This is a genomic window from Hydrocarboniphaga sp., from assembly GCF_028291725.1.
GTDB lineage: Bacteria > Pseudomonadota > Gammaproteobacteria > Nevskiales > Nevskiaceae > Hydrocarboniphaga.
Genome location: NZ_JAQGNT010000039.1, coordinates 54,921 through 72,172, shown reverse-complemented (window position 1 = coordinate 72,172; position 17,252 = coordinate 54,921). Strand labels below are relative to the sequence as shown.

Annotated in this window: 14 protein-coding genes; 13 read left to right on the top strand and 1 reads right to left on the bottom strand. The window is 65.1% G+C overall.

Features of this window, described 5'->3' with window-relative positions:
- The 11 genes from mraY to lpxC all read left to right on the top strand — a co-directional run bounded on the left by mraY (position 1) and on the right by lpxC (position 12,774).
- Complete coding sequence (mraY, locus tag JWQ90_RS10300) at positions 1-1,086, top strand: phospho-N-acetylmuramoyl-pentapeptide-transferase (protein WP_299693121.1); 1,086 nt, start codon at positions 1-3, stop codon at positions 1,084-1,086.
- A gap of 3 nt (positions 1,087-1,089) precedes the next feature.
- A complete protein-coding gene (gene murD / locus JWQ90_RS10295; protein ID WP_299693118.1) occupies positions 1,090-2,472 on the top strand; it encodes a UDP-N-acetylmuramoyl-L-alanine--D-glutamate ligase in 1,383 nt (460 codons plus the stop codon).
- Positions 2,473-2,539: 67 nt separating this feature from the next.
- The gene (ftsW, locus tag JWQ90_RS10290) at positions 2,540-3,733 is read left to right on the top strand and encodes a putative lipid II flippase FtsW (RefSeq protein ID WP_299693115.1); all 1,194 of its coding nucleotides are present in this window, start codon (positions 2,540-2,542) and stop codon (positions 3,731-3,733) included.
- Positions 3,730-4,809, top strand: a complete 1,080-nt coding sequence (gene murG / locus JWQ90_RS10285) for an undecaprenyldiphospho-muramoylpentapeptide beta-N-acetylglucosaminyltransferase (RefSeq protein ID WP_299693112.1) — start codon at positions 3,730-3,732, stop codon at positions 4,807-4,809. Before ftsW ends, murG begins: the two co-directional genes overlap by 4 nt.
- Complete coding sequence (gene murC, locus JWQ90_RS10280; RefSeq protein ID WP_299693109.1) at positions 4,803-6,257, top strand: UDP-N-acetylmuramate--L-alanine ligase; 1,455 nt, start codon at positions 4,803-4,805, stop codon at positions 6,255-6,257. Before murG ends, murC begins: the two co-directional genes overlap by 7 nt.
- Entirely contained in the window at positions 6,254-7,156 is a 903-nt protein-coding gene (murB, locus tag JWQ90_RS10275; protein ID WP_299693106.1) for a UDP-N-acetylmuramate dehydrogenase, read from the top strand. Before murC ends, murB begins: the two co-directional genes overlap by 4 nt.
- Positions 7,153-8,181, top strand: coding sequence for a D-alanine--D-alanine ligase (locus tag JWQ90_RS10270; RefSeq protein ID WP_299693103.1), 1,029 nt, complete (start codon positions 7,153-7,155; stop codon positions 8,179-8,181). Before murB ends, JWQ90_RS10270 begins: the two co-directional genes overlap by 4 nt.
- On the top strand, positions 8,162-9,025 hold the full coding sequence (locus tag JWQ90_RS10265; protein ID WP_299693100.1) for an FtsQ-type POTRA domain-containing protein: 864 nt from the start codon (positions 8,162-8,164) through the stop codon (positions 9,023-9,025). The genes JWQ90_RS10270 and JWQ90_RS10265 overlap by 20 nt, the downstream gene beginning before the upstream one ends.
- Positions 9,018-10,247 carry a cell division protein FtsA gene (gene ftsA, locus JWQ90_RS10260; protein ID WP_299693097.1) on the top strand — a complete coding sequence of 410 codons (1,230 nt, stop codon included), beginning with the start codon at positions 9,018-9,020 and terminating at the stop codon, positions 10,245-10,247. The genes JWQ90_RS10265 and ftsA overlap by 8 nt, the downstream gene beginning before the upstream one ends.
- Before the next feature lie 200 nt (positions 10,248-10,447).
- Positions 10,448-11,662 carry a cell division protein FtsZ gene (ftsZ, locus tag JWQ90_RS10255; RefSeq protein WP_299693094.1) on the top strand — a complete coding sequence of 405 codons (1,215 nt, stop codon included), beginning with the start codon at positions 10,448-10,450 and terminating at the stop codon, positions 11,660-11,662.
- 194 nt (positions 11,663-11,856) lie between these two features.
- The gene (lpxC, locus tag JWQ90_RS10250) at positions 11,857-12,774 is read left to right on the top strand and encodes a UDP-3-O-acyl-N-acetylglucosamine deacetylase (protein WP_299693091.1); all 918 of its coding nucleotides are present in this window, start codon (positions 11,857-11,859) and stop codon (positions 12,772-12,774) included.
- A gap of 160 nt (positions 12,775-12,934) precedes the next feature.
- Here the strand turns inward: lpxC and JWQ90_RS10245 are convergent, their stop codons facing one another.
- Positions 12,935-13,246 (bottom strand): hypothetical protein, encoded by a 312-nt coding sequence (locus tag JWQ90_RS10245; RefSeq protein WP_299693089.1) that lies wholly within the window; start codon positions 13,244-13,246, stop codon positions 12,935-12,937.
- A gap of 17 nt (positions 13,247-13,263) precedes the next feature.
- On the opposite strand from JWQ90_RS10245, the gene JWQ90_RS10240 reads away from it, so the two are divergent.
- On the top strand, positions 13,264-14,202 hold the full coding sequence (locus tag JWQ90_RS10240; RefSeq protein ID WP_299693085.1) for a M23 family metallopeptidase: 939 nt from the start codon (positions 13,264-13,266) through the stop codon (positions 14,200-14,202).
- Positions 14,203-14,422: 220 nt separating this feature from the next.
- Entirely contained in the window at positions 14,423-17,173 is a 2,751-nt protein-coding gene (gene secA / locus JWQ90_RS10235; RefSeq protein ID WP_299693083.1) for a preprotein translocase subunit SecA, read from the top strand.
- Positions 17,174-17,252 lie beyond the last annotated feature (79 nt).

Genomic DNA, 17,252 nt, shown 5'->3' with positions numbered 1-17,252 from the left:
ATGCTTTACCACCTGGCCGAATTTCTGAAACCGCATATCAGCGGTTTCAACGTGTTCGGCTACCTGACCGTGCGCGCGATCATGGGCATCCTGACTGCGCTGATTTTCTCGTTCACGTTCGGCCCGCTGATGATCCGCAAGCTGCACGACTTCAAGTTCGGCCAGGTGATCCGCGAAGTCGGCCCCAAGTCGCATCAGGCCAAGACGGGGACGCCGACGATGGGCGGCGTGCTGATACTCGCCGCGATCAGCATCGCGACCTTGCTGTGGGCCGATCTGACGAATCGCTTCGTCTGGTTCGCGCTGCTGGTGACGCTGGCGTTCGGCCTGGTCGGTTTCGCCGACGACTACATCAAGATCAGGCATCGCCGTAACCTTGGCCTGACCGCTCGGCAGAAATATTTCTGGCTGTCGCTGGCCGGCTTCGGCACCTCGCTGGCGATCTACCTGATGGCCAAGGGACCGGCCGAGACCACGCTGATCCTGCCGTTCATCAAGGACGTGACGATTCCGCTCGGCGCGTTTTTCGTGATCTGGGGTTACCTGGTCATCGTCGGCACCAGCAACGCCGTGAACCTGACCGATGGCCTCGACGGTCTGGCGATCATGCCCTGCGTGCTGGTGGCCTCGGCGCTGGCGATCTTTGCGTATTCCACCGGCAACGTGAAGTTCGCCACTTATCTCGGCATTCCCTATATCGCCGGTGTCGGTGAGCTGGCGATTTTCTGCACCGCGATCGCCGGTGCCGGTCTCGGCTTTCTGTGGTTCAACGCCTATCCGGCGCAGGTGTTCATGGGCGACGTCGGCGCGCTGGCACTCGGCGCTGCGCTCGGCGTGGTCGCGCTGCTGGTGCGCCAGGAGCTGGTGCTGGTGATCATGGGCGGCGTATTTGTCGCCGAGACGCTGTCGGTGATGCTGCAGGTCGGCTACTTCAAGTATTCCGGCGGCAAACGCATCTTCCGCATGGCGCCGCTGCATCACCACTACGAGCTCAAGGGCTGGCCCGAACCGAAGATCATCGTGCGCTTCTGGATCATCACCTTGATCCTGGTGTTGATCGGCCTTTCGACATTGAAGATCCGATAGGCCATGACCTCGATCCGCGCCTCTGCCGAGTGTTATCGCGACCAGACTATGCTGATCGTCGGCCTCGGCGCGTCCGGCGTGTCGGCACTGCGCTACCTGTCGCGGGCAGGCGCGCGCCTGGTCGTCACCGATTCGCGTCCGCATCTCGCCGGTATCGATGCGCTGCGCAGCGAGTTCGGCGGCGCGCAATTTCATCTTGGCGCTTTCGATGCGCCGCGTCCGCTGGCGCAGTTTGCCGAGGCCGTGGTGTCACCCGGCGTGTCGCTGGACGAGCCTTTTGTTCGCGAGTTGATGGACACCGGCGTCAGCGTGATTGGCGACGTCGAGCTGTTCGCACGCGCCGCCAATGCGCCGGTGATTGGCATCACCGGCTCCAACGGCAAGAGCACCGTCACCACCCTGCTTGGCCACATGGCGAACGCGGCCGGGCTGCGCGTCCGAGTCGGCGGCAACCTCGGTACGCCGGCGCTGGATCTGCTGGCCGACGACGCCCAGCTCTACGTGCTGGAATTGTCGAGCTTCCAGCTCGAAACCACACATACGCTGCAGCTGCGTGCCGCGGCCAATCTGAACCTGTCGCAGGATCATCTCGATCGTCACGGCAGCATGGATCACTACGCGGCGGTGAAGGCGCGGATTTTTGATCATGCTGAAATTTCGATAGTGAATCGCGACGACGAGCGTGTGATGCAGCACGCGCCGGCTGGTTCCGTGACGTTCGGCGTAGGGCGGGTCATGAACCGCCGTTCTGCCGCCGAACCAAAAGCGGCGGGTCTCGACCCGCCCTACGCATATGGCATCCGTGATGGCTGGCTGTGTGCCGATGAGCACAGGCTGATCGAGCGGAGTGCGCTGAAAATCCAGGGCCTGCACAATGCCGCCAATGCGCTCGCCGCGCTGGCGCTGGCCGATGCCGCCGGCATCCCGCGCGGCGCCAGCCTGCAGGCGCTGAGCGAATTCCGCGGCCTGCCGCATCGCTGCGCCTTCGTCGCCGAAGTCGATGGCGTGACCTATATCGACGATTCCAAGGGCACCAATGTCGGCGCGACGCTGGCCGCGCTGCAGGGCCTCGAAGGTCCGATCGTCTGGCTTGGCGGCGGGCAGGGCAAGGGGCAGGACTTTGCGCCGCTGGCAAAATCGCTGGCCGACAAGGGCCGCGCCGCAGTGCTGTTCGGTGCCGATGCCGCCGCGATCGAGCGCGCGATTCAGGGCGCCGTGCCTGTGTACCGCGAAGCCAACCTGGCTGCATCGGTCAGGCGTGCGCATCAGCTGGCCCGGGCCGGCGATCGCGTGCTGCTGTCGCCAGCCTGCGCCAGCCTCGACCAGTTCAAGAGCTACGTCGAGCGCGGACAGCGCTTTGTCCAGGCAGTCGGAGCACTGTCGTGAGTCTCGATACGATCAAATACTACGTCGAGCGCGGACAGCAATTGGTCCAGGCAGTCGGAGCGCTCGCATGAACCTGGGTTTTTCCGGCCTGAGCCAGTTATCGCTGCCGATGCCGCGCGCGCGCGTCGGCCTCGACGGTCCGATGTGCGCCGGCATCGCGCTGCTGCTGTCCTGGGGCCTGGTGATGGTGGCGTCGGCCTCGGTCGCGCAGGCCGAGAAGATGACCGGCGCGCCGTTCTATTATTTCTGGCGCCAGCTGTTGTTTGTCGGCGTCGGCGGCGTGGCGGCATTCGGCGCCTACCTGGTGCCGATGCATGTCTGGGAGCGCAGGAGCGCGCTGATCGCGTTCATTGCGGTCGGTCTGCTGATCCTGGTGTTGATTCCGGGCATCGGCATCAAGGTCAACGCGGCGCGGCGCTGGATCGACATCAAGGTCATTCGCATCCAGCCTTCGGAATTCGCGCGCCTGGCGCTGATCGTCTATCTCGCCGGCTACATCGTGCGCCGGCAGGCGCGCCTGCAGAATCAGTGGGCCGGCCTGCTGATGCCGTTCCTGCCGCTGCTGTTCGCCGGCGCGCTGATGATTCTGGAACCGGATTTCGGCTCCACCGTGATTCTGATGGCGGTCGCCTTCGTGATGCTGTTCCTCGGCGGCGCGCGGCTCTGGCATCTGCTGGTGCTGATGGTGGTCGGCGGCGGCGGCCTCGGCCTGCTCGCATTCGCCGAGGCCTACCGCGTGCGACGGATGATGAGCTTCACCGACCCGTTTGCCGACATCAACAACGGCGGCTGGCAGCTGGCGAATTCGCTGATCGCGGTCGGCCGCGGCGAATGGACCGGCGTCGGTCTCGGCAACAGTATCCAGAAACTGCTGTACCTGCCGGAGATGCATACCGACTTCATCTTCGCGATCCTGGCCGAGGAATTCGGTCTGATCGGTGTGCTGGTTCTGATGTCGCTGTTCGGCCTGGTGGTCTGGCGCGGCTTCGTCATCGGCGGTGTTGCGGAAGCTGCCAACGAGCGCTTCAAGGCCTACGTCTGCTATGGACTGTCGAGCTGGCTGGGCCTGCAGGCGCTGATCAACATGGCGGTGGACATGGGCGCGCTGCCGACCAAGGGTCTGACCCTGCCGTTGATCAGCTACGGCGGCGCCTCGCTGGTCTGCGTGCTGGTGATGCTCGCACTGATTCTGCGTGTCGATTACGAGAACCGGCTGACGGCGAGCGGCGCGCAGCCCCGGTTGCGGGGTTCCGGCACATGAAGATCATGATCATGGCCGGCGGTACCGGTGGGCATGTGTTTCCGGCGCTGGCCGTCGCGCAGGAACTGCGCACGCGCGGCCACGAAGTCGTGTGGATGGGCGCGCCCGATTCTTTCGAGGCGCGCACCGTCGTGCCGCAAGGCTTCGAGATCGAAACGATTCCAGTGCGGGGTCTGCGCGGCAAGAGCTGGCGCTCGCTGCTCGACGCGCCGGTGCTGCTGTGGCGCTCGCTGCGCGCCGCGATGGCGATCCTCGCGCGCCGCCAGCCGCAGGTGGTGCTCGGCATGGGCGGTTTCGCTGCCGGCCCGGGCGGGCTTGCTGCGCGGCTGATGCGGATTCCGCTGGTCGTGCACGAGCAGAACGCGGCGCCAGGCCTGACCAATCGCGTGCTGTCGCTGCTGGCGAGCAAGGTTCTGGAGGCTTTCCCGAAGACCTTCCGCCACGCGACCACGGTCGGCAATCCGGTGCGTGCGGCGATTGCCGAACTGCCGGCTCCGGCCGAGCGTTGCGCCGCTCGCGAAGACAGCGGTCGCGGCCCGGCGCGCCTGCTGATTCTCGGCGGCAGCCAGGGCGCGAAGGCGCTCAACGAGCGGGTGCCGGCCGCACTCGCGCTGCTGCCGGAAACCGCGCGCCCGCAGATCCGCCATCAGGCCGGCCGCACCTACGATGTCGCGCGCGCGGCCTATGCGAACGCCGGTGTGATGGCGCGCATCGAGACTTTCATCGACGACATGCCGGCGGCCTATGCCTGGGCCGATCTGGTGGTGTGCCGTTCCGGCGCCTCGACGATCGCCGAACTCTGTGCGGCCGGCTGTGCATCGGTGTTGGTGCCGTTCCCGTTTGCGGTCGACGATCACCAGACCGCGAACGCGCGGCACCTGTCCGACGACGGCGCGGCGGTGCTGATCCAGGAGCGCGAGCTGAATCCCGAGCGCCTCGCCGCTCTGCTGCGCAGCCTGCTCGGTGATCGCGCCAAGCTGCTGCAGATGGCCGAGATCGCGCGGACCAAGGCCTGGCCGCGGGCGACGCGCGAGATCGCGGCCGAAGTGCTGACGGCCGGAGGCGAGTCATGGTGACCGGAGCGTCTCTGGACACGCGGCCGTCGATGCCGGCGCGGATGCGCCGCGTGCGCCGCGTGCACATGCTCGGCATCGGCGGCTCCGGCATGGCCGGTATCGCCGAGGTGCTGATCAATCTCGGCTACACCGTGTCCGGTACCGACCTGAAGCGCAGCGCGGCGACGCAGCGGCTGCAAGACCTGGGTGCGCACGTGTTCTTCGGCCACGCGGCCAGCAATACCGAGGGCGCGGACGTGGTCGTCTGCTCGACCGCGGTCAAGGCGAGCAATCCGGAAGTCGAATACGCGCACGCCAACCGCATCCCGGTGGTGCGGCGCGCCGAGATGCTGGCCGAGCTGATGCGCTTCCGCTACGGCATCGCCATCGCCGGCACCCATGGCAAGACCACGACGACCAGCCTGGTCGCGGCGGTGCTGGCCGAAGGCGGGCTCGACCCGACGTTCGTGATCGGCGGCCGGGTCAAAAGTGCCGGCACCAATGCGCGCCTGGGCGCCGGCCACTATCTGGTCGCGGAGGCGGATGAGAGCGACGCCTCGTTCCTGCATCTGTCGCCGGTTATCGCGGCGGTGACCAACATCGACGCCGATCACCTGGAAACCTACGGCGGCGATTTCTCGAAGCTGAAATCGACTTTCGTCGAGTTCCTGCACCGGCTGCCGTTTTACGGGCTCGCGGTGCTATGCGTCGATGACCCGGTGATCAATGAACTGATCGCGGACATCGGCCGTCCGGCGCGGACTTATGGTCTGAATCCGCAAGCCGACGTGCGCGCCGAGAATGTGCGGGCGCTCGGCAGCGGCAGCGATTTCACGCTGATCGCACTCGACGCGACGGGTGCCGAAATCAAAGCCGAGCTGCACCTGAATCTGCCGGGCCTGCACAACGTGCAGAACGCGCTGGCCGCTGTCGCGATAGGCCTGGAACTCGGCGTCAATGTCGAATCGATCCGCAAGGCCTTCCTGGAGTTCCAGGGTATCGGCCGCCGCTGCGAGCCGCATGGCTTTATCGCACTGCCGCGCGGTGGTAAAGCCTGGCTCGTCGACGACTACGGCCATCATCCGCGCGAGATCGCGGCGACGTTCCAGGCGATGCGCGCCGCGCATCCGCAGCGCCGTCTGGTGGTCGCGTTCCAGCCGCACCGCTACACGCGCACGCGCGATCTGTTCGACGACTTCTGCAAGATCCTGTCGGACGCCGACGCGCTGTTGCTGACCGAGGTTTATGCGGCCGGCGAAGAGCCGATCGCCAATGCCGACAGCCGCAGCCTGGCGCGCTGCATCCGCTCGCGCGGCAAGGTCGAGCCGCTGCTGACCGGCAGCGTCGGCGAGCTGCCCGACGCGCTGGTCAACGTGCTGCAGGACGGCGATCTGCTGTTGAGCCTGGGCGCCGGCGACATCGGTACGCTGCCGGCCTTGCTGGCCAAAAATTTCGGGGCGACGGCATGAGCGCCACGATCAAGCGCAACGGTGTGCGCGGCCGCCTGCTCAGCAAAGAGCCGCTGGCGGCACACACCAGCTGGCGTGTCGGCGGCCCGGCGGATCGCTATTTCGAGCCGGCGGACCGTGAGGATCTGCTGGCTTTCATCGCGAGCCTGCCGGCGCGCGAACCGATCACCTGGCTGGGCCTGGGCAGCAACCTGCTAGTGCGTGATGGCGGCGTGCGCGGCACCGTGATCTGCCTGCACGGCGCGCTCGATGGCCTGGCCTCGGCCGGCGATCACGAGATCTATGCGGAAGCCGGCGTGCACTGCGCGCGGCTCGCCAAGTACGCGCAGGCCCGGCGTCGCGCCGGGCTGGGCTTCATGGCCGGCATTCCCGGCACCGTCGGCGGTGCGCTGGCGATGAACGCCGGTGCCTGGGGCGGCGAGACCTGGCCTCAAGTGCTTGCGGTCGAAGCCGTGTATCGCGACGGCCGCTCGGAATGGTTGTCGCCGGGCGATTTCCAAACGGCATATCGCCATGTCAAAACGCCTTCCGGCGTGCTCGGCTTCCTCGGTGCGCGCTTCCGTGTCGGCGCGGACCCGAGTGGCGAACACGAGCGCGTCACGCGCGAATGGCTGGCGCGGCGCAAGGCGACGCAGCCGGTCGGCAAGCCCACGGCGGGCAGCACGTTCCGCAATCCGCCCGGCGATCACGCCGCGCGCCTGATCGAAAGCTGCGGGCTGAAAGGCGAGCGCATCGGCGGTGCCGAAATCTCCACGCTGCACGCCAATTTCATCGTCACCGAAGCCGGTGCAATCGCCGCCGATGTCGAGGCGCTGATTCAGCGTGTGCGCGATGTCGTTCGCGAAAAAGCCGGTGTCGATCTGCAGCCTGAGGTCAGAATCGTGGGAGTTGCGGCATGAACCGCTGCGTGAGCCGTGTTACCGATCCGCGCGCATTTGGGAAAGTGGCCGTGCTGCTCGGCGGTTGGTCGGCCGAGCGCCAGGTCTCGATCTGGAGCGGCGAAGCGGTGCTGGCAGCGCTGCGCGCGCGCGGTGTCGATGCGCATGGCGTCGATCTGACGCGAGAACGGCTGTTCCAGCTGAAAGCCGAAGGTTTCGATCGCGCCTTCAACCTGCTGCACGGCACCGGCGGCGAAGACGGCCGCGTGCAGGCGGTGCTGGAATTGCTGGATCTGCCGGTGACCGGCAGCGGCGTGCTCGCGTCTGCGCTGGCGATGGACAAGCTGCGCAGCAAGCGCATCTGGCAGACCGAGAATCTACCGACTCCGGCCTGGAGCCTGCTGCGCAGCGAAGCCGATTCGCTCGCCGCCGCGGATGCGCTCGGACTGCCGCTGATCATCAAGCCTTCGGAAGAAGGATCGAGCGTCGGCATCACCAAGGTCAAGCACGCCGATCAGCTGGTTCCCGCGTATCAGCTGGCGCGCGGCGATACGCAGCGCGTGGTGATGGCCGAGCAGTTCATCGGCGGCGGCAGCCTCGGCCAGGAATTCACCTGCGCGATTCTGGATGGCGCTGCGCTGCCGACGATCCGCATTGTGCCGCCCGGCGAGTTCTACGACTACGACGCCAAATATCTGTCGAACGACACGCGCTATCACTGCCCCAGCGGCCTGCCGCTGGCGCTGGAAAGCGAAGTTCAGGCGCTGTGTCTGCGCGCTTTCGAGGCGCTCGGTGCCGGCGGCTGGGGCCGGGTCGATTTTCTGCTCGACGGCGACGATCGTCCCTGGCTGCTCGAAGCCAACCTGGTTCCCGGCATGACCTCGCATTCGCTGGTGCCGATGGCGGCCGCCGCGATCGGCCTGTCGTTCGAGGACCTGTGCTGGCGGATTCTCGAAACCACGCTCAAACCCACTCTCGAACCCACCCCCAAACCCACCCCCAAACCCTCTACTTCGGAGGCAGACGATGCCGGCCACCCCATTTGACCGCAGCCTGCGCGCGCTGCCTTTGCCGGCAGCGCCGTCATTTACCGTGCGCGTGCCGCGCTGGATGCCCGGTGTCGGCCTGGCGGTGCTCGCGATCGGCCTGCTGATCATGGCGCTGCAGTGGCAACAGCCGATGCTGAGCCGCTTGCAGATCGAAGGGCATTTCGACCGCGTCACGCCGGAGTCGGTGCGCCAGGTCACGGCCGCGCACCTGGCACAGGGTTTCTTCAGCGTCGATCTGGAAGCGATCCGCAACGACGTCGCCGCGCTGCCCTGGGTTGCGCGCGCGCGCGTCGAGCGTGTATGGCCGACCGGTGTGCGCGTTCGTGTCTGGGAGCGCGAGGCCTATGCGCGCTGGAATGCGGCATCGTTGCTGGACACCGGCTCGGTCGCGTTCACGCCGGCTACCGGCGATCTGCCCGATGCTGTCGTCGCCAAGCTGCCGCGCCTGGCCGGCACCGCTGGCAATGAGAAGTTGGTGATCGAGACTTATCGCCGGCTATCGCAGGCGCTGGCTGAAACCCCGTTGGCATTGAGCGGTCTGCAACTGGATGCGCGCGGTGAATGGACCGCACAGACGTGCCGCGGCATCGAGTTGAGGCTGGGCCCTGGCGCGGCGGCCGACAAGTTGCCGGTGCTGCTCGGCGCCCTGCCGGCGTCGCTGGGCGAGCGGCTCGCCGACGTCGCTTATGTCGACCTGCGCTACACCAACGGTTTCGCGATCGGCTGGATCAGCCGCATCGCCGCGAGCGGCAAGCAGAATGCCACTGACGGCAAGGCGGGCGCAAAAGCAGACCTGAAAGCAGCCGCACCCGCAACTCAAGGAGTACGCAAGGATGGTTAAGCGCGAAGCGCGCAATTTGCTGGTCGGGCTCGACATCGGTACGTCGAAGATCGTCTGCGTGGTCGGCGAGGTGATGCCCGAAGGCCATATCGAGATCGTCGGCCTCGGCACCCATCCGTCGCGCGGCCTGAAGCGCGGCGTCGTCGTCAATATCGACGCCACCACGCAGTCGATCCGGCGCGCGGTCGAAGAGGCCGAACTGATGGCCGGCTGCCGCGCGCAGTCGGTCTACGTCGGCATTTCCGGCAGCCACATCAAGAGCCACAACTCGGTCGGCGTGGTGCCGGTGCGCAATCGCGAAGTCACCGAGAAGGACGTCGAGACCGTGATCGAAGGCGGCCGCGCGATGGCGATCCCGGCCGACCAGAAAGTGCTGCACGTGGTGCCGCAGGAGTTCGTCGTCGACGGCCAGGAAGGCATCCAGGAGCCGGTTGGTATGTTTGGCGTGCGGCTGGAGGCGCGTGTGCACATCGTCACCGGCTCGGTGTCGGCCGCGCAGAACCTGCAGAAATGCGTCGAGAGCTGCGGCCTGCATGTCGACAAGCTGTGCCTGAATCACCTCGCCAGCGCCTACGCGGTGCTGCAGCAGGACGAGCGCGAACTGGGCATCGCGATGATCGACATCGGCGGCGGCACCAGCGACATCGCGGTGTTCAAGGGCGGCTCGGTGCGACACACCGCGGTGCTGCCGGTCGCTGGCGACCAGGTCACCAACGACATCAGCGTGGCCTTCCGTACGCCGACCCAGGCGGCCGAGGACATCAAGCTGAAGTTCGGCTGCGCCTTGCCGCAGCTGATCGCGTTCGACGAAGAGATCGAGGTGCCATCGGTCGGCGACAACCCGCCGCGCCGGCTGTCGCGGCTGACCCTGTCGGAAGTGATACGTCCGCGCTACGAGGAGCTGTTCCGGCTGATCCGCAAGGAGCTGCACCGCTCGGACTGGTATGACCAGATCGCCGGCGGTGTGGTGCTCACCGGCGGCGGCTGCTATCTGCCGGGCGTGCAGGAACTGGCCGAAGAAGTGTTCGAACTGCCGGTTCGCCTGGGCCTGCCGCATAACGTCACCGGCGTTCGCGACGTGACGCGTAACCCGGCTTTCGCAAGCGCTGTTGGACTGTTGTTGTACGGGCGCCAGTTCCAGACCCCGCGCGAGCTCCGCAGCGAGGGCGGCGCAAGCTACTGGATCGAGCGCGTAAGTCAGTGGTTTAAAGGAAATTTTTAAGCATGCACGGAAAATTTCCCAAGTAATTCAGGAGGGTTGGGGCGGTTCCGGTGAAGCAGCGTGAAGTGTTATTAAGTGTTGCATTTAGTTGTTCATGTGTGCAGACTAAATAACATCAAACTCTGCATAAAAGCCGAGAAATCATCACAGCCTGCGTAGGTCTTTTTTAGGGATTTGTTGCAGAGCGATGGAGGTTCACCATGGCAGGAAGAATGAACGAGCTGTACGAGATCGTTGACGGCCAGCCGATGGATGCGGTGATTCGCGTCATTGGCGTCGGCGGCGGCGGCTGCAACTCGGTTAACGAGATGGTCGACGCGAAGATCGACGGCATCGAGCTGTTCGCCGCGAACACCGACCGCAAGCATCTCGAGAAATGCCGGACGACGAACATCGTCCAGCTCGGCGCCAGCCTGACCCGCGGCCTGGGCGCCGGCTCCAACCCCGAGAAAGGCCGCGCCGCGGCGCTCGAGAGCAAGGACATCATCCGCGAACTGCTGGAGGGTACGGACCTGCTGTTCCTGTGCGCCGGCATGGGCGGCGGCACCGGCACCGGCGCGGCGCCGGTGATCGCCGAGATCGCCAAGGAGATGGGCATTCTGACCGTCGCGGTCGTGACCAAACCCTACAGCTTCGAGTCCGGCAAGCGCATGGAAGTGGCGCGCCGCGGCATCGAGGAGCTGCAGAAGCACGTCGACTCGCTGATCGTGATTCCGAACGAGAAGCTGCAGCTGGTGATGCCGGAAGACATGACCGTCACCGAGTGCCACAAGAAGGCCGACGAAGTGCTGATGAACGCGGTCCAGGGCATCAGCGGCCTGATCACCAACCCGGGCGAAATCAACGTCGACTTCGCCGACGTGCAGACCGTGATGAGCAATCGCGGCATGGCGATGATGGGCCTGGGTTCGGCCAGCGGCGAAGGCCGCGCCGAACGTGCCGTCGAGGCCGCGCTGGCCTGCCCGCTGCTCGATGACATCGAGCTCAACGGCGCGCGCGGCATCCTGGTGACGCTGACCCATGGCGGCTCGCTGACCCGCAAGGAACTGCAGCTGGTCAACGAGCGCGTCAGCAAGATCGGCAGCGACGACGCCGACATGAAGTTCGGCGTGTCGATCGACGCGTCCATGGGCGACGAGCTGCGCGTGACGGTGGTCGCGACCGGTTTGGCGATGCGTCCGGCAGCCCATGTGCAGCCGGTTATGCACGCATCGCCGAAAGTCTCGCCTTTCGTGCGGCCTGAGAGCATGGTGCCGACCCTGACTGGCGTACCGCAGCGCACTCGCGCCGAGCCCTCGGTTTCGTCCGGCGGCGCGGCCGCGGCGGCCAAGCCAATGCCGTCGTATATGCACGCGCTCGAGCTCAACGAAGATCTGCTCGACATCCCGACCTTCCTGCGTCAGCAGGCGGATTAGGCCGCATCGTCGGTTGGGGGTAGGTTGGGGTGAGCGCAGCGAACCCCAACGACCACCGTCGCAAATGTTGGGGTTCGCTGCGCTCACCCCAACCTACGGGCCTATGTTAGGCTGTCCGGCTACAAAAACCCTTATCGGTCGTGCCCGTAGCTCCATCTCGTGTGCCTTCCGCCTGGTTGGGAAGCATGAAAAGAATGGTCAAGCAACGCACCCTGCAGAAGGCGGTCCGAGCCACCGGCATCGGCCTGCATTCCGGGCAGAAAGTCTATATGTCGATGCTGCCGGCAGGGCCGGACACCGGCATCCTGTTCCGCCGCATCGATCTGTCGCCACCGGTAGAAGTCCCGGCCCGCGCCGACCTGATCCGCGAAACCACGCTGTCGAGCACCCTGGTCATGGGCGAGGTGCGCGTCGCCACGGTCGAGCACCTGATGTCGGCACTGGCGGGTATGGGCATCGACAACTGCGTGATCGAGTTGTCTTCGCCGGAGGTGCCGATCATGGACGGCAGCTCCAGCCCGTTCGTCTACCTGATCCAGTCGGCCGGCATTCACGAGCAGGACGCGGCCAAGCGTTTCATCCGCATCAAACAGCCGGTGCAGGTGCAGGAAGACGACAAGTTCGCACGCTTCGAGCCGTTCGACGGCTTCCGCCTGAGCTTCTCGATCGAGTTCAAGCATCCGGTGTTCAAGACCGCGCGCCAGAGCGCCGTCGTCGATTTCTCCAGCACCTCGTATGTGCGCGAAGTGTCGCGTGCCCGCACCTTCGGCTTCATGCGCGAACTCGACCAGCTGCGCGCTCACAACCTGGGCCTGGGTGCGAGTCTCGACAACGTCGTCGCGCTCGACGAGTACCGCGTGATGAACCAGGAAGGCCTGCGTTTCGAGGACGAATTCGTCCGCCACAAGATTCTCGACGCGGTGGGCGATCTGTATTTGTGCGGCCACAGCCTGATCGGCGCCTACACTGCCTACAAGTCCGGCCACGCGCTCAACAACAAGCTGTTGCGTGCGGTACTGGCGGACGCAGCCGCCTGGGAATACGTCAGCTTCGACAGCGATCGCGCCGCGCCGCCGATCGCGTATGTGCGGGGCGCACTGGCCCACGCATAGTGCCGAATGCTGCACCTTTGCAGCATTGTTTAGTGGTTTGACACGAATCGGCTCCCGACTCCGGGAATAGCTACCGCTGGTCAATATCAGGGTCTTTGCGGGCCTGAGCCTATTGCCTAGTGTCTAAGGCAAAACGTATATTCCCTTAACCCGCCGTGAATCATTTGTGAACGGCTGGCTTGACTTTCGTTTCCAGACGTGCACATGGAATCCGAAGGTGTTCACGCAGATAATTCAATAAAGCCTGCTGGCGATAACGCAAGGGAACCAGAGCCGCCGCATTAGTGGCGAACAGGACAACGGTGTCGCCGCGGATATTGGCGAGCCGGATGGCCTGAAACCAGGGCTCGGAGCTCCATTGCCGCAATGCCTGGTCGAGAGCGGAGATCCGCTCGGCGTGATTGATCAGATCACGCAGAGGGGTCGCTTGCGTTCGCAGTTGATTGAGTAGGGGCGGGACATCGTTTTGCATAAGGATCAAAGCGTTTAATGGATATTATCGTCGTCAGCCATACGCGAGGCCGGACCTGGCGCGTAAAGCTCGCACCGGGGAACATCCTCGCATGGCTGCCGCTCGCCATGGGCGTGTTAGGCGTGTGCTCGGTGTCTTTCCTGATTGGCTACGTCAGCCGCGGCGAAGCCTCGGTGATGCCCGAGAAGCTGATCGGTGCCTGGTCCAAGGAAGTGCAGGCGCAGCGTGCCGAGCTGGCCAAGACCCGTGAGTCCGCCGAAGAAAATACCCAGGCGTTCTCGCGCCGCATCGCGCAGTTGCAATCCCACATCATGCGGCTCGACGCCGCCGGCCAGCGGCTCACTGAAATCGCCGGCCTGGAAGCCGGTGAATTCGACTTTAGCGCGCCGCCGCCGGTCGGTGGCCCGGATGTGCCGGTCGCAGCAAGTGAAAACCTCGCCGGCGACCCGGTGCTGATGTCGCTGGATGCGTTCGAACGCAAGCTGTCGGATCGCGAGCGCCAGATGCGTGTGCTCGAGGACCTGCTGCTGGCCGGCCGTCTGCAGAAACAGGTGCGGCCCTCGGGCTGGCCGATCGAGAACGGCTATATATCGTCGCTGTTCGGCTATCGCAGCGACCCGTTCAACGGCCGCATGGCGATGCACGAAGGCATGGACTTCGCCGGCCCGGTCGGCTCCGAAGTCATGGCGGTGGCGGCCGGTATCGTCACCGATGCCGGCGACCGCGAGCACGAAGGCTATGGCAAGCTGGTCGAGATCAATCACGGCAATGGTTATGTCACGCGCTACGGCCATAATTCGAGCTTGGCGGTGAAGCTTGGCGACCGCGTGATCAAGGGGCAGACCATCGCCCGCATCGGCAACACCGGCCGTTCTACCGGTCCGCACGTGCACTTTGAAGTGCTGCTCAACGGCCGCGTCGTCAATCCGGAACGTTATATCGAAGCGGCGCGCTGATCCGAGCCCTGCGAGCGTAGCCCGGGTGAAACCCGGGTTGCACCCGGGCTACGCGGAACCAGAAGCAAGCCGGGCAGCTCCGCCACCCTTGAACGACGGCGCGAGCGTCCCCATAGCCAGTGCATAATAAGCGGCTGGAGCGTCCGGGCCCTCGTCGATCGGGGTCCGGCTCAAGCATTCTCGCTGCGCTAGCCGCGGCCACACGGACCTTAGAAACCCTATGCTGAATACCTGGCTTGCTCGCGTTTTCGGGAGCCGGAATCAACGCATCATCAGCGGCTTGCAGTCGGTGGTGAAGTCGGTGGCTGCGCTGGAGGCGAAGATCGCCGCGCTCAGCGACGAGGATCTGGCGGCGCAGACCGATCGCCTGCGTGAGCGCCTTGCCAAGGGCGAGTCGCTGGGCGCAATCCGGGCCGAGGCTTTCGCCACCGTGCGCGAGGCCGGCAAGCGCGTGATGGGCATGCGCCATTTCGACGTGCAGCTGATCGGCGGCGCGGTGCTCAACGACGGCAAGATCGCCGAAATGCGCACCGGTGAAGGCAAAACCCTGATGGCAACCTTGCCGGCCTATCTGAATGCCTTGACCGGCAAGGGCGTGCACGTCGTCACCGTCAACGACTACCTGGCGCGCCGTGACTCCGAGTGGATGGGCCGCATCTTCCGCTTCCTTGGCATGAGCGTCGGCGTCGTCGTGCCGGGCCAGAGCAATGCGGAAAAGCGCGCGTCCTACGCCGCCGACATCACCTACGCCACCAACAACGAACTCGGCTTCGACTACCTGCGCGACAACATGGCGTTCTCGCGCGGCGACAAGGTTCAGCGCGGCCAGCACTACGCGATCATCGACGAAGTCGACTCGATCCTGATCGATGAGGCGCGCACGCCGCTGATCATTTCCGGGCCCACCGACGACGACCCCGATCTGTATCGCAAGATCAACGCCTTCATCCCGAAGCTGCGGCGGCAGCAGGAAGAAGAAGGCGCGGGCGATTTCTGGGCGGACGAAAAATCCAAGCAGGTGCATCTGTCCGAAGATGGCCACGAAAGCGTCGAGAACGCGATGCGTGCCGCCGGCCTGCTCGGCGAAGACGACAGCCTGTACGACGCCGCCAACATCATCCTGATGCATCATCTGAACGCGCTGCTGCGCGCGCACAACCTGTATCGCCGCGACGTCGAGTACATCGTCCGCGGCGGCCAGATCATCATCATCGACGAGTTCACCGGCCGCATGATGGCCGGCCGCCGCTGGAGTGACGGCCTGCACCAGGCGATCGAGGCCAAGGAAGGCGTGACGATCCAGCAGGAGAACCAGACGCTGGCGTCGATCACCTTCCAGAACTATTTCCGTCTGTACGAAAAGCTCTCGGGCATGACCGGCACCGCCGACACCGAGGCCTACGAATTCCAGAACATCTACAACCTGGAAGTGGTCGTGATTCCGACCAACCGGCCGATGATCCGTATCGATCGCGGCGACCAGGTGTTCATGACCGCGGAGGAAAAATTCGACGCGGTGATTCACGACATCAAGGAAGCGCACGCCAAGGGTCAGCCAGTGCTGGTCGGCACCGCCAGCATCGAGACTTCCGAGTTGCTGTCGGGCTTGCTCAAGAAAGAGAACATCGTTCACGAAGTGCTGAACGCCAAGCAGCATGAGCGTGAAGCCGACATCGTCGCGCAGGCGGGCCGCCGCGGCGGCGTGACCATCGCCACCAACATGGCCGGCCGCGGCACCGACATCGTGCTCGGCGGTTCGCTGGAAGCGACGCTGCATGCGATTCCGGCCGAGGATACCGCGGCACGCGAAGCCGCCAAGGCCGAGTGGCAGCAGCGGCATGACGAGGTGCTGAAGTCCGGCGGCCTGCTGGTGATCGGCTCCGAGCGTCACGAGTCACGCCGCATCGACAACCAGCTGCGTGGCCGCTCCGGCCGCCAGGGCGATCCGGGCGCGACGCGCTTCTACCTGTCGCTCGACGACAGCCTGATGCGCATCTTCACGCCGGTGCGCATGCGCACGATGCTGAAGAGCATGGGCATGGAGAAGGGCGAGGCGATCGAACATCGCTGGGTCACGCGCGCGATCGAAACCGCACAGCGCAAGGTCGAGGCGCACAACTTCGACATCCGCAAGAACCTGCTCGAATACGACAACGTCGCCAACGACCAGCGCAAGGCGGTCTACGAATTGCGCGACGAGCTGATGGGCGCCGAGCGCGTCACGCCGATGATCGACGACATCCGCGGCGACGTCGTCGAGGCGGTGATCGACGTGCATATCCCGCCCGCTTCGGTCGAGGATATGTGGAACATCGCCGGGCTTGAAGAAGGTCTGCGCAAGGACTTCTCGCTGTCGCTGCCGATCAAGGACTGGCTGGAAAACGAGAAGGATCTCGACGAAAAAGGCCTGCGCCGGCGCATCGAAGACGAACTTGCCAAGGCTTACGCCGACAAGAAGGAAAGGATCGGCGCGAACGCGCTGGAGCATTTCGAGAAAGCCGTGTCGCTGCAGGTGCTCGACAACTTCTGGCGCGAGCACCTGGCGTCGATGGACTACCTGCGCCAGGGCATCCACCTGCGCGGTTACGCACAGAAAGACCCGAAGCAGGAATACAAGCGCGAAGCCTTCACGATGTTCAACGACATGCTGTCGCGCTTCAAGCATGAGGTGATCTCGATGCTGTCGCGGGTGCAGATGCAGACCGAAGCCGAAGTCGCGGCGATGGAAGAGCAGCGCCGCCAGCAGGAAGCGCGTCCGCTGCAGTTCCAGCACGCGGACGCACCGCCGAGCGTCGAGGATGCGGCGGCCGAGCCCGAAGCAGTCGCCGCTCCGCGCACCCTGGCCCCGCCGCCGCCGCCGGTTCCGCGCCCCGAAACCTTCGTCCGCGAGCAGCAGAAAGTCGGTCGCAACGATCCTTGCCCCTGCGGCTCCGGCAAGAAGTTCAAGAACTGCCATGGTGCACTGGCCTAGCAGTCAGCGTGTAGGTTGGGGTGAGCGCAGCGAACCCCAACATCGGCGCGGATGAATGTTGGGGTTCGCTGCGCTCACC